Below are 12,171 nucleotides of genomic sequence, written 5' to 3'. Positions count from 1 at the left end.
ACACTCGACTCAGCACCACGATCGAAAGGCGAACAGGATGCCTCGCGCCACCCTCATCACGAACATCGGCGAGCTCGTCACGAACGACGAGCAGCCCGGCCGCGAGGGCGGTCCCCTCGGCATCGTGCGCGACGCCGCCGTGCTCGTCGAGGACGGCACGGTGAAGTGGGTCGGCGCCGCCGCCGAGGCCTCCGCGCACACCCCCGAGACGGGCGCCGAGATCGTCGACGCGGGTCACCGCGCCGTCATCCCCGGTTTCGTCGACAGCCACACGCACCTCGTGTTCGGCGGCGACCGCGCCGAGGAGTTCGCCGCGCGCATGGCGGGCCGCCGCTACGAGGCGGGCGGCATCCGCTCGACCGTCGCCGCCACCCGCGCCGCGACCGACGACGAGCTGCGGGCCCGCCTCGCGGGCTTCGTCGCCGAGCTGCACGCGCAGGGCACGACGACGTTCGAGATCAAGTCGGGCTACGGCCTGAGCGTCGCCGACGAGGAGCGCCTCGTGCGCCTCGCCCGCGAAGTCACCGATGAGGTCACCTTCCTCGGCGCGCACGTCGTGCCGTTCGAGTTCCGCGAGGACCCGCGCTTCGAGGGCGACCCGACCGCGGCGGGCGACGCGTACGTCGACGTCGTCATCGGCGAGATGCTCGACGCCTGCGCCCCGTACTCGCGCTGGGTCGACGCGTTCTGCGAGCGCGGCGCGTTCTCCCCCGAGCAGTCGCGTCGCGTGCTCGAGGCCGGCCGCGACGCCGGTCTCGGCATCCGCGTGCACGGCAACCAGCTCGGCGAGGGCGGCGGCGTGCGCCTCGCGGTCGAGCTGGGCGCGGCCTCGGTCGACCACTGCACGTTCCTGAGCGACGAGGATGTCGCGGCGCTCGCCGGCTCCGACACGGTCGCGACCCTCCTCCCGGGCGTCGAGTTCTCGACCCGGCAGCCCTACCCCGACGCGCGGCGGCTCATCGAGGCCGGCGTCACCGTCGCCCTCGCGAGCGACTGCAACCCGGGCTCGTGCTTCACGAGCTCCATGCCGTTCTGCATCGCGGTCGCGGTGCGCGACATGAACATGACCCCGGCCGAGGCGCTCTGGGCCTCGACCGCCGCGGGCGCGAAGGCGCTTCGCCGTACCGATGTCGGCGCGCTCCGCCCCGGAATGCGCGCCGACCTCGTCGAGCTCGACGCGCCGAGCTACCTGCACCTCGCCTACCGGCCGGGTGTGCCGCTCGTGCGCCGCGTCTGGGCGGCGGGCACCACGGTCGCCTGAGCGGGCCGGCCCGCCCGCCTCTCGCCCGCCCGCCTCGCGTCTGGGGGAGACGACCCCGCGTCGTGATGTCGCACACCTCAGCGACGTCAGCGAACCTTGCCCTTGGGGGTGTCGACCGCCACGAGGTCGCCGGTGCCCTCGATGAGCTCGGCCCAGGAGTCGACGTCGACGCGGCATTCGACGACAGCGCACGTCGGCAGCTCGACCCATTCGCCGGTGAGCTCGCCGACGGCGTCGCTCATGCCCGGATTGTGCCCGACGAGCATCGCCGTATCGATGGCGTCGTCGAGCCCCGAGGCGACGTGCAGGATGCGCGATGCGGTCGCCCCGTAGAGCCGGTCCTCCTCGACGACGTGGTCGTCACCGATGCCGAGGGTGCGCGCCAGGAGCCGCGCCGTGCTGCGGGCGCGCACCGCCGTGCTCGTCACGATCCGGTCGGGGCCGACGCCCCGTTCCGCGAGCCGGTGCCCCATCGCGGGGGCGTCGCGCAGGCCGCGTTCGTTGAGCGGGCGGTCGTGGTCGTCGAGCCCCGGGTCTCCCCAGTCCGACTTGGCGTGCCGCACGAGGTAGAGCGTCTTCATGGCCCCAGCGTGGCACTGCCGGGCGCGGGCCACCAGTCCCCGGCCCCGTCCTCGCTCGATTCAGGAGAGAGGACGCTGCTCAGGACGGAGTCCGCCGACGCGTCCTGAGCCGCGCGCGTTTTCCTGAATCGAGGGCGAGCCGTCGGTCCGATCCCCGGGAAGACCGCGCTTCGGAGCAGGGGACGGCGTTCAGCGCGAGGCGACGCCCGCGAGGAACTCGAGCACGCACAGCGCCGTGAGTCGCACCGTGCGGCCGTCGGGCGCATCGGCGGTCGCGTCGACCTCGGCGAGGTCGGCGCTGACGACGCGCGGGTCGCGGCCGGCGGCGCGCACGAGCGCGCGGAGCTCCCACGCGGCGAGCCCGCCGGGCATCGAGGCCGGGCATCCGGGGACGACCGCGCGGTCGCACGCGTCGACGTCGATGTCGAAATGCACGGGGCCGCCGGCGGCCCCCGCGATCTCGAGCGCCTCGCCCATGACGTCGGCCGGGCGACGGCCGTGCAGCTCGTCGCGGTGGACCACGGTGATGCCGAGCTCGGCCGCCCGGCGCGCGTACACGGCCGAGTTCGCGAAGTCGGCGATGCCGATCTGCACGATGCGCCGCGGGTCGAGACCCGCCTCGATGAGTCGGCGCACGGGCGAGCCGTTCGAGACGCCCTCGCGCAGGTCGTAGTGCGCGTCGATCGTGATGAGGCCGGCGGTGTCGAGCCGGTCGCCGTAGGCGCCGAGCGCGGTCGCGACGGTCACCGAGTTGTCGCCGCCGAGCGCCATGACGGTCTCGGCGCGCTCGAGCAGCTCGGCGACGCGGGCGCGCGTGCGCGCCTCGCCCTCGGGGCCGTCGGGCTCGACGATGTCGCCGGCGTCGACGACGAGCTGCTCGCCGAGGTCGATCGCGTCGCGGCCCGCCTCGCGGGCGGGCACGAGCGCGGGACTGTACCGGCGCAGCGCCTGCCGCACGGCCGCGGGCGTCGCGTGCGCGTTCGTCGGCGAGAGCGAGGTGCGCCAGGCCGGCACCCCGAGCAGGGCCAGGCGGGCGGATGCCTCGGCCGCGAGCGACTCGGGCGCGGGCCAGTCTCCCGCGCGGGGCCAGAGGGGATCGTTCGAGAGTGCGACGTCGGCCATGCCCCAACGCTACGAGTCGACGGCGCGCCCGCCCAGTACCCGCCGTGGCTCGACGTCTGCGATCCCAGACGAATGGCCGCCGCTACTCGACCGGCGGAAGCTCGGCGGCTCGCAACGCGGCGACGAGCTCGCGCTCGCGGCCGGCACTCAGCCCGGCGCCGCGGGGGCGGTCGAGCCCCTGCTCGCGCTCCCACTCGAGCAGGTCGGCGAGCGTCTCGCCGACCGGGCGCAGGCGCAATCCCTCCGCCCGGGCAGCGGCGTTCGAGCGGTCCTGGAACGCCGCCCACGTCGGGTCGACGATCCAGAGCGGCAGCGACTCGTCGCCCGACCACTCGGCGACCCCCTGCTGCTCGAGCCATGCGCCCGGCGCGGGCAGCACCTCGCCGCGGTGGCCGCCGACCGCACGGGACGCGTCGAGGAACGCGCCGAACGTCGAGCGATCGCCGACGGCGTTGAACGCACCGGTCAGGCCGCGTTCGACCGAGTCGACGGTCCAGCCGACGAGGTCGCGCACGTCGATGAACTGCGCCGAGGCATCCCGGATGTCGGGCACGAGCATCGGCTCGTCGTCGCGAGCGGCGCGCGCCACCCAGTAGCCGGTGCGGCCTGAGGCGTCGCCGGGGCCGCCGATGAGCCCGGGCCGGATGACGAGGAGCCGATCGCCGAGGGCCTCGCGGTACGCCTGCTCGATCGCCGACTTCGCCTCCCCGTAGGTCTCGGGCGTCGACTCGTCGGACTCGAGGGGCGCCATCAGCTCGGCCGTCTCGCCGGCGCCGGGCTCGTCGTGGCGCGCGTAGACGTTGCCCGACGAGATGAAGGTCCAGTGCCGGGCGCGCGGCGCGAGCGCGGCAGCCGCACGGCGGGCGAAGCCGGGCTGGCGGGTGACGTCGATGACGGCGTCCCAGTCGGTGTCGCCGAGTCCGTCGTACGCGTCGGGCTGCGACCGGTCGCCGACGACGAGCCGCGCCCCGGGCGCGACCTCGCCGGCTTCGCCGCGCGCGAGGCACGTCACCGCGTGTCCGCGCCGGAGCGCTTCGCGCGCGAGCTCACGTCCGAGCCACTGGGTTCCACCGAGGATCAGGATCTGCATGTCGTCATCACAGCAGAGCCCGCGCGGTGGGCGCCATCATGTTCGCCGAGCGCGGATGCGCACGGATGCGGAATAGTGGGGATCGGGTCGCGGTTCCCCCTTGCAGATACCCCCTAGGGGTATTAACCTGAGGGGACGATCACAGGAGGACGCGATGGGCGCCGGCCAGAACGAGACGCACACCGAGCACGACATGCACGCCGGCCACGACATGCACGCCGGCCACGACCTGCACGCGGGCCACGACCACTCGCAGCACGCCGCGCAGCCAGGCCATGCCACCACGGCGGACCACGACATGCACGCCGGTCACGACATGCACGCCGGTCACGCCATGCACGCCGGTCACGACATGCACGCCGGGCACGGCGCGAACACCGAGGCGACGCACGACGCGCACGATATGCACGCCGGCCACGACATGTCGGGCCACGCGGGTCACGGCGGCCACGGCGACCACGTCGGCCAGTTCCGCCGCCTGTTCTGGATCATGCTCGTCATCGCGATCCCGACGATCGCGTTCAGCCCGATGTTCGCGTCGATCCTCGGCTACTCGCTGCCCGACAACCCGATCGTCCCGTGGATCTCCCCCGTGCTCGGCACGGTCATGTACTTCTGGGGCGGCAAGCCGTTCCTCACGGGCGCCTGGTCGGAGCTCAAGGCCCGCAAGCCCGGCATGATGCTGCTCATCGGCCTCGCGATCACGGTCGCGTACTTCGCGAGCCTCGCCGCGAGCCTCATGCTCGTGAGCCACCACCTCGACTTCTGGTGGGAGCTCGCGCTCCTCATCGTGATCATGCTCCTCGGCCACTGGATCGAGATGCGCTCGATCATGCAGGCCTCGAGCGCGCTCGACGCCCTCGCCGCCCTCCTGCCCGACGAGGCCGAGCGCGTGATCGAGGGCGGCGAGGCATCCGGTGAGATCGAGAAGGTCGCCCCGAGCGACCTCGGGGTCGGCGACCTCGTGATCGTGCGTCCCGGCGGCCGCGTGCCGGCCGACGGCGAGGTCGTCGACGGCACCGCCGCGATCGACGAGTCGATGATCACGGGCGAGTCGGCCACGGTGAGCCGCGGCCCCGGCGACCACGTCGTCGCGGGCACGGTCGCGACCGACACCGCGATCCGCGTGCGGGTCGGCGCAGTCGGCGACGACACCGCCCTCGCGGGCATCCAGCGCCTCGTCGCGCAGGCGCCGGCCTCGAGCTCGCACGCGCAGCGCCTCGCCGACCGCGCCGCCGGCTGGCTGTTCTGGTTCGCGCTCGGCGCCGCCGTCATCACGGCGATCACGTGGACCCTGCTCGGCGACCCCGACGACGCCGTCGTCCGCACCATCACGGTGCTCGTGATCGCGTGCCCCCACGCCCTCGGCCTCGCCATTCCGCTCGTCGTGCAGATCGCGACCGAGCGCGCGGCCCGCGGCGGCGTGCTCGTGACCGACCGTCTCGCCCTCGAGACGATGCGCACGGTCGGCGCGGTGCTCTTCGACAAGACGGGCACCCTCACGAAGGGCGAGCCGGCCGTGACGGATGCCGCGGCGGCACCCGGCTTCGACCTCGAGGCCGTGCTGGCCGATGCGGCTGCCGCCGAGTCCGACTCGGAGCACCCGCTCGCGAAGGCGATCGTCGCCGAGGCATCCCACCGCGGACTGCACGTGCACGGCGCGACCGGGTTCGCGGCGTCGGCCGCGATCGGCGTCAGCGCGAACGTCGGCGGGCGCACCGTGCAGGTCGGCGGCCCCGGGCTGCTGCGGCAGGAGGGGCTCGACTCGCTCGAGGCATCCACGCCGTGGGCCGAGGCCGGCGCGACCGTGCTGCACGTCGTGATCGACGGCACCGTCGCGGGGGCGATCGCCCTCGCCGACGAGATCCGGCCCGAGTCGCGCGAGGCGGTCGAGGCGCTGCACGCGCTCGGCGTGCAGGTCGTGATGATCACGGGCGACGCCGAGCCCGTCGCCCGCACCGTCGCCGCCGAGCTCGGCATCGACCGGGTCTACGCGGGCGTCCGCCCCGAGGACAAGTCGGCCAAGGTGCAGGAGCTCCAGCGCGAGGGTCTCAGCGTCGCGATGGTCGGCGACGGCGTGAACGACGCGCCGGCGCTCGCCCAGGCCGACGTCGGCATCGCGATCGGCGCCGGCACCGACGTCGCGATCGCCTCGGCCGGGGTGATCCTCGCGTCGAGCGACCCGCGCTCGGTGCTCTCGGTGATCGAGCTGTCGCGGGCGAGCTACCGCAAGATGAGCCAGAACCTCTGGTGGGCCGCCGGCTACAACCTCGTGTCGGTGCCGCTCGCGGCGGGCATCCTGGCCCCGATCGGGTTCGTGATGCCGATGTCGGTCGGCGCGATCCTGATGAGCCTCTCGACGGTCATCGTCGCGGCGAACGCGCAGCTGCTGCGCCGTCTCGACCTGCGCCCCGAGGCCTCGACGCGCGCGGTGCTCGAGCGCACGCGCTGAGCCGGCGGCGCCCAGCCGCGCGTCCTCACCGACCCGCCGTCCGACTCCTCGGGCGGCGGGTCGGCCGTCGCTGCGCAGGCAGCGCAGGCAGCTGCAGGCACGTTCCGACGGGACCCGGCGTGTCGCGGGCGCAGGCCGGCGTGTCTCGCGATTCTGCCTGCACTGCGGCTGCGCGGAGCAGGCGATCGAGCGTCACCAGGGCAGGCGAAGGGCGAGGGCGGATGCCTCGGCGGCGACGCCGGTCGACGGCACGACGGCGATCGCGTCGGCGTCGGCGAGTCCGCGCATCATGCCCGTGCCGAGATGCGCGGCCGGTTCGGCGCGGCCGTCGCGGATCACGACCGGCACGAGGCGGGTCGCACCCGGCACGCCGTCGACCGTCTCGGCGACGACCACCTCGGTCGTCGCCTCCGCGCGGCCGGTCATGGCGGCGAGGAGCGGACCGCCGACCGCCAGGAGTCCGAGCATCGCGGCGAGCGGGTTGCCGGGCAGGCCGAGCACGAGCCGGTCGGGCGTGCGCGCGAGGAAGGTCGGCCCGCCGGGCCGGATCGCGACCGACGGCACGAGCCACTCGGCATCCAGCCGGTCGACGGCGGCACGCACGAAGTCGACGCCCGACCCGCCCGTGCCGCCTGTCGTCACCACGACGTCGGCGGGGTCGAAGGTGATCGCCGCCTCGGTCGCATCGACGTCGTCGGCCACGCGGTGCACGCCGACCACCTCGGCGCCGAGCGCGGCGATGATCGCCGGCAGGGTCGCACTGAAGCTGTCGCGCACGTGACCCGGTGCGGGGACTCCCGATTCGACGACCTCGTCTCCCGTCAGCACGAGCGACACCCTCGGCCGCCGTCGCACGCTCAGCCGGTCGGCGCCCGTCGCCGCGGCGAGGGCGATGCGCGGCGGCGTCAGCACGACGCCGTCGGGCAGCAGGATCTCGCCGTCGGTCGCTTCCGCGCCGGCGAGCCGGAGGTGGCGCCGGCCTGCGACATCCTCACGCCCGACCTCGCCGACCGACTCGAGCCGGCCGTCGACGACTCGGCCCGCCTCCGATCGCAGCACCGCCTCGGCACCGGCGGGAACGAGCCCGCCGGTCACGATGACGACGGCCTCGCCGTCCGCGAGTTCCGCGGCGGAGTCGCCGCCGGCATCGCGCTCGACGAGACGCCACGGCCCCGCACCCCGCACGGCCCAGCCGTCCATCGCCGAGGACGTGTAGTGCGGCAGCGGGATCGGCGTGGCGAGGGCGCCCGCGAGCACGCGCCCGATCGCGACGTGCAGCGGCACCTCCTCGACCGGCGGGGCCGCCGCAGCGACCGCGGCCCGCGACCGCGCCGTCTCGAGGTCGAGGCGCATCACGACGAGGCGAGCCGGCGCACGCGTTCGAGCGCGTCGCGCGCGGCAGCTTCTGGGTCGACGCCGCGCGCGGCCGCGAGGCCCGCGGCGTAGCCCGCGAGATACGTCGTCACGGGCGCGGCCGGTCGCACGATCGCGTGCGCGGCGACCCCGGCGACGCCGAGCACGGCGTTCACGTCGAGCGGGGCGTCGGGGAGGTCGAGCTCGGCACGCACCCGGTCGGCCCACTCCTCGAGCGTGCGGTCGAGGTCGTCGTCGTTCGCGGTCATGGGGTCTCCCCTCGGGTCGCGCCGACGGCACTCGCGTCGGCCCAGGTGTCCACATCCATCGTGGCAGCGTTCGGTACCGGCAGGTCGGTGAACCCCAGCGGCGCGAGGAGCGCCCGCATCGACGCTCCATCGAGCGGGCGGCGCGCCGCGAGCTCGGCGATCGCGCGTTCGAGCGACGCTCGCCGAACGAGGCAGAGCAGGTGCTGGGCGCGTCCGTCGGCGTCGACGGCGCGCACGCCGTCGACGCCGGTGCGCACGCCCGCCTCGAGCTCGACGACGAGCCCCGGCACCGCGTCGGCCGCGTAGGGCAGGTCACCCGCGAGCAGCAGCACCGCAGAGGCATCCGAATCGAGGGCGGCGACCCCCGCCGCGACGGCCGCGGCCGGGCCGCCGAACGGCGGATCCTCGCGCACGACCCGCACCTCGGCGGGCAGGACCGAGCGTCCGGGCTCGCCGACGACGACGATCGCACGCGCCGCGGCGACGCCCGTCGCCGCGGCCACCGCCCGCTCGAGCAGGGTGCGCCCGTCGACGACCAGATCGCCCTTGGCGATGCCGCCGAGCCGCGAGGCGCGGCCGCCCATGAGCACCACGGCGCCGATCTCGACCATGCGTTCATGCTAGGCAGGCGGGCGGGCGCGCGACGACGCATCCGGGCGACGACGGCATCTCGATCGGCGATGCCGGGCATCTGAATCGGTGGACGCACGGCGCTTTGCGGGGGCGACCGATCCTGCTACCAAGGAGGGTATGGGCAGGATCACCGCGAGGAAGCGGGTCGTACGCGTCACCGTCGGCCGGTCGTCGCCGGTGAGCCGCCGCGACGACCTGCTCGCCGTCGAAGAGCCGCTCGAGATCCGCGTGGGCGGTTCGCCGCTCGCCGTCACGATGCGCACGCCGGGCCACGACGTCGACCTCGCGATCGGCTACCTCGTCTCCGAGGGTGTCGTCGTTCGCGGCGACGACGTCGCGGGCGCTATCCACTGCGCGGGCGCCGACGGCGAAAACACCTACAACGTGCTCGACGTGACGCTCGCCGCGGGCGTCGCCCCGCCGCACGCTTCGGTGCATCGCGACCTGCTCATGACGAGCGCGTGCGGCGTGTGCGGCAAGGCGAGCATCGACGCCGTCCGCACCCGGTCGGCGTTCGCCGTCGACGACGACCCCGTGCGCATCGCCCCCGAGCTGCTCGTCGCCCTGCCCGGCCGGCTCCGCGCCGCGCAGGACGTGTTCGACAAGACCGGCGGCCTCCACGCCGCGGCCCTCTTCGACGGGCGCACGGGCGAGCTGCTCGTCGTGCGCGAAGACGTCGGGCGCCACAACGCCGTCGACAAGGTCATCGGCTGGGCCGCCCGCGAGGGCATGCTGCCGCTGCGCGGCATGGTGCTGCAGGTGTCGGGCCGGGCGAGCTTCGAGCTCGTGCAGAAGGCGAGCATGGCGGGCGTCCCCGTGCTCTCGGCCGTGTCCGCGCCCTCGTCGCTCGCGGTCGAGCTCGCGAACGAGGCGGGCCTCACCCTGCTCGGCTTCGTGCGCGACCCGTCGCTGGTCGCCTACTCGAGGGCCGACCGGTTGGTCGACCCCGTCCAGACCACGCGAACGGATGCCTCGGCCGAGGCCGACCGCGCCACCGCGCCCGCCGAACCCGCCCGCGACCCCGCATCATCACGACCGAGGTGACCGTGAACGACCAGCCCGCACCCGCCCGACCCGTGGTCGACCCCTACCCCGATCTCGAGGTCGGCCCGAAGGAGGACGCGGCGGTCGGCATGCCCGCGATCATGCACGCGATGCTGCCCGCGCTCGACGACATGGGCGTGGGCCGCACGGCGAAGCTGTCGCTCAAGATCAACCAGGACGGCGGCTTCGACTGCATGAGCTGCGCCTGGGCCGACCCGAACGAGCACCGGCACAAGCTCGAGTTCTGCGAGAACGGCATGAAGGCCGTCACGTGGGAAGCGACGCCCGTCACGGTGCCGACCTCGTTCTGGGCCGACAACTCGCTCACGTCGCTCCTCGACAAGAGCGAGTACTGGCTCGGGCAGCAGGGCCGGCTCGTCGAGCCGGTCTACAAGGCCGCGGGCTCCGACCACTACGAGCCGATCTCGTGGGAGGCCGCGTTCGCGCTCGTCGGCGAGCGGCTCAACGCGCTCGAGAGCCCCGACCGGGCCGCCTTCTACACGAGCGGCCGGGTGTCGAACGAGGCCGCGTTCCTCTACCAGCTGTTCGTGCGCGCGCTCGGCACGAACAACCTGCCCGACTGCTCGAACATGTGCCACGAGTCATCCGGCACCGCCCTCACCGCGTCGATCGGCGTCGGCAAGGCGACCGTCGTGTACGACGACTTCGAGCAGGCCGACCTCATCATCGTGATGGGGCAGAACCCGGGCACGAACCACCCGCGCATGCTCGGCGCGCTCGAGGCGCAGAAGCGGCGCGGCGGTCGCATCGTCGCGGTGAACGTGCTGCCCGAGGCCGGGCTCATCCGCTACAAGAACCCGCAGCGGCCGCGCGGCATCGTCGGCAAGGGCACGAAGCTCGCCGACCAGTTCATCCAGATCCGGTCGGGCGGTGACATGGCGCTGCTGCAGGCGGTCTCGAAGCGGGTGCTCGACGCCGAGGATGCCGCGCCCGGAACCGTGCTCGACCACGAGTTCCTCGCGGCGCACACCGAGGGGCTCGACGCGTTCCGCGAGCATCTCGCGGGCCTCGACGAGGCCGAGGTGCTGCTCGCCACGGGCATCACGCCGCAGGAGATCGACGAACTCGCCGACGCGTACCTCGCCGCCGACCGCGTGATCGTCACCTGGGCGATGGGCCTCACCCAGCAGAAGAAGTCGGTCGACACGATCAAGGAGGTCGTGAACCTCCTGCTGCTGCGTGGCAACATGGGCAAGCCCGGAGCGGGCGCGGCGCCGATCCGCGGACACAGCAACGTGCAGGGCGACCGCACGATGGGCATCTGGGAGCAGATGCCCGAGCGGTTCCTCGCCGCGCTCGAGGCCGAGTTCGGCTTCCCGGTGCCGCGCGCGCACGGCCGCGACGCGCTGCGCACCGTCCAGGGCCTGCGCGACGGCGAGATCGACGTGTTCATCTCGATGGCCGGCAACTTCGTCGCCGCGATCTCCGACACGGATGCCTCGGAGCAGGCGATGCGCAAGGCGAAGCTCACCGTGCAGGTGTCGACGAAGCTCAACCGCTCGCACGTCGTCACGGGCGAGGAGGCGCTCATCCTGCCGGTGCTCGGCCGCACCGAGATCGACCTGCAGGGCGGGGTGCCGCAGTTCGTCTCGGTCGAGGACACCGTGTGCTCGGTGCACGGCAGCCACGGGGCGATCCCGCCCGTCGCGCCGGGATTGCTCTCCGAGGTCGCGGTCGTGTGCCGCATGGCCGAGGCGACGTTCGGCTCGGGGACTGCGGACGGCTCCGCCGGTCGAGTAGCGCGGAGCGCGTATCGAGACCCCGCCGTCGCGTCGATCCCCTGGGCCGACTTCGAGCGCGACTACGACCTCATCCGCGAGCGCATCTCACGGGTCGTGCCCGGCTTCGAGCACTTCAACGACGACGTGCGGCGCAAGAACGGCTTCGAACTGCCGATCTCACCGCGCGTGCGGCGCTTCGACACCCCGAGCGGCAAGGCGCAGATCACGGTCAACGAGCTCGAGCACCTCGAGCGGCCCGCCGGTCGGCTCATTCTGCAGACGCTGCGCTCGCACGACCAGTTCAACACGACGATCTACAGCCTCGACGACCGCTACCGCGGCATCAAGAAGGGGCGCGACGTGGTGTTCGTGCACCCCGACGACCTCGCCGAGCTCGGTCTCGCCGACGGACAGCGCGTCGACGTCGTGAGCGAGTGGCCCGGCCAGCCCGACCGGGTGCTGCCCGGCCAGCGCCTCGTCGCCTACCCGACGGCGAGGGGCTGCGCCGCCGCCTACTACCCCGAGGCGAACGTGCTCGTGCCCCTCGAGAGCGCCGCCGACGGCAGCAACACCCCCGTGTCCAAGGCCGTCATCGTGCGCCTCGAACCCGTCGCCGTCCCCTGA

Annotated in this window: 11 protein-coding genes; 4 read left to right on the top strand and 7 right to left on the bottom strand. The window is 73.8% G+C overall.

Annotated elements, in window-relative coordinates; all coding sequences use genetic code 11:
• The first annotated feature begins 37 nt into the window (after positions 1 to 37).
• Entirely contained in the window at positions 38 to 1,261 is a 1,224-nt protein-coding gene (gene hutI, locus AC3RJ7_RS01095) for an imidazolonepropionase (protein WP_491454012.1), read from the top strand.
• 86 nt (positions 1,262 to 1,347) lie between these two features.
• Here the strand turns inward: hutI and AC3RJ7_RS01090 are convergent, their stop codons facing one another.
• From AC3RJ7_RS01090 to AC3RJ7_RS01075, 4 genes are all read right to left on the bottom strand, one after another.
• A complete protein-coding gene (locus AC3RJ7_RS01090; protein WP_491454011.1) occupies positions 1,348 to 1,842 on the bottom strand; it encodes a SixA phosphatase family protein in 495 nt (164 codons plus the stop codon).
• 189 nt (positions 1,843 to 2,031) lie between these two features.
• Positions 2,032 to 2,964: an arginase family protein gene (locus tag AC3RJ7_RS01085; RefSeq protein ID WP_491454010.1), complete on the bottom strand. Its 933-nt coding sequence runs from the start codon at positions 2,962 to 2,964 to the stop codon at positions 2,032 to 2,034.
• Positions 2,965 to 3,046: 82 nt separating this feature from the next.
• Entirely contained in the window at positions 3,047 to 4,054 is a 1,008-nt protein-coding gene (locus AC3RJ7_RS01080; RefSeq protein WP_491454009.1) for an NAD-dependent epimerase/dehydratase family protein, read from the bottom strand.
• A 139-nt stretch (positions 4,055 to 4,193) separates the two neighbouring features.
• On the bottom strand, positions 4,194 to 4,463 hold the full coding sequence (locus AC3RJ7_RS01075; protein ID WP_491455250.1) for a hypothetical protein: 270 nt from the start codon (positions 4,461 to 4,463) through the stop codon (positions 4,194 to 4,196).
• Between AC3RJ7_RS01075 and AC3RJ7_RS01070 the strand changes: the two genes are divergently transcribed.
• The gene (locus tag AC3RJ7_RS01070) at positions 4,353 to 6,506 is read left to right on the top strand and encodes a copper-translocating P-type ATPase (RefSeq protein WP_491455205.1); all 2,154 of its coding nucleotides are present in this window, start codon (positions 4,353 to 4,355) and stop codon (positions 6,504 to 6,506) included. The genes AC3RJ7_RS01075 and AC3RJ7_RS01070 overlap by 111 nt on opposite strands.
• A gap of 192 nt (positions 6,507 to 6,698) precedes the next feature.
• On the opposite strand, the gene AC3RJ7_RS01065 is transcribed toward AC3RJ7_RS01070, so the two are convergent.
• From AC3RJ7_RS01065 to mobA, 3 genes are read right to left on the bottom strand one after another with little or no spacing between them, the layout of a single operon-like run.
• Complete coding sequence (locus AC3RJ7_RS01065; protein ID WP_491454008.1) at positions 6,699 to 7,859, bottom strand: molybdopterin molybdotransferase MoeA; 1,161 nt, start codon at positions 7,857 to 7,859, stop codon at positions 6,699 to 6,701.
• Entirely contained in the window at positions 7,859 to 8,128 is a 270-nt protein-coding gene (locus AC3RJ7_RS01060) for a DUF6457 domain-containing protein (protein ID WP_491454007.1), read from the bottom strand. The genes AC3RJ7_RS01065 and AC3RJ7_RS01060 overlap by 1 nt, the downstream gene beginning before the upstream one ends.
• Positions 8,125 to 8,739 carry a molybdenum cofactor guanylyltransferase gene (gene mobA, locus AC3RJ7_RS01055; protein WP_491454006.1) on the bottom strand — a complete coding sequence of 205 codons (615 nt, stop codon included), beginning with the start codon at positions 8,737 to 8,739 and terminating at the stop codon, positions 8,125 to 8,127. The genes AC3RJ7_RS01060 and mobA overlap by 4 nt, the downstream gene beginning before the upstream one ends.
• 139 nt (positions 8,740 to 8,878) lie before the next feature.
• Between mobA and fdhD the strand changes: the two genes are divergently transcribed.
• Positions 8,879 to 9,805: a formate dehydrogenase accessory sulfurtransferase FdhD gene (gene fdhD / locus AC3RJ7_RS01050; RefSeq protein WP_491454005.1), complete on the top strand. Its 927-nt coding sequence runs from the start codon at positions 8,879 to 8,881 to the stop codon at positions 9,803 to 9,805.
• Positions 9,806 to 9,807: 2 nt separating this feature from the next.
• A complete protein-coding gene (locus AC3RJ7_RS01045) occupies positions 9,808 to 12,171 on the top strand; it encodes an FdhF/YdeP family oxidoreductase (protein ID WP_491454004.1) in 2,364 nt (787 codons plus the stop codon).

The organism is Agromyces solani, assembly GCF_058349925.1.
This window is presented reverse-complemented; position numbering and strand designations above follow the sequence as displayed.

Coding starts and splice junctions, on each gene's coding strand:
- hutI (WP_491454012.1), top strand. CDS start 38: ATGCCTCGCGCCACCCTCATCACGAACATCGGCGAGCTCGTCACGAAC.
- AC3RJ7_RS01090 (WP_491454011.1), bottom strand. CDS start 1,842: ATGAAGACGCTCTACCTCGTGCGGCACGCCAAGTCGGACTGGGGAGAC.
- AC3RJ7_RS01085 (WP_491454010.1), bottom strand. CDS start 2,964: ATGGCCGACGTCGCACTCTCGAACGATCCCCTCTGGCCCCGCGCGGGA.
- AC3RJ7_RS01080 (WP_491454009.1), bottom strand. CDS start 4,054: ATGCAGATCCTGATCCTCGGTGGAACCCAGTGGCTCGGACGTGAGCTC.
- AC3RJ7_RS01070 (WP_491455205.1), top strand. CDS start 4,353: ATGCACGCCGGTCACGACATGCACGCCGGTCACGCCATGCACGCCGGT.
- AC3RJ7_RS01065 (WP_491454008.1), bottom strand. CDS start 7,859: ATGCGCCTCGACCTCGAGACGGCGCGGTCGCGGGCCGCGGTCGCTGCG.
- AC3RJ7_RS01060 (WP_491454007.1), bottom strand. CDS start 8,128: ATGACCGCGAACGACGACGACCTCGACCGCACGCTCGAGGAGTGGGCC.
- mobA (WP_491454006.1), bottom strand. CDS start 8,739: ATGGTCGAGATCGGCGCCGTGGTGCTCATGGGCGGCCGCGCCTCGCGG.
- fdhD (WP_491454005.1), top strand. CDS start 8,879: ATGGGCAGGATCACCGCGAGGAAGCGGGTCGTACGCGTCACCGTCGGC.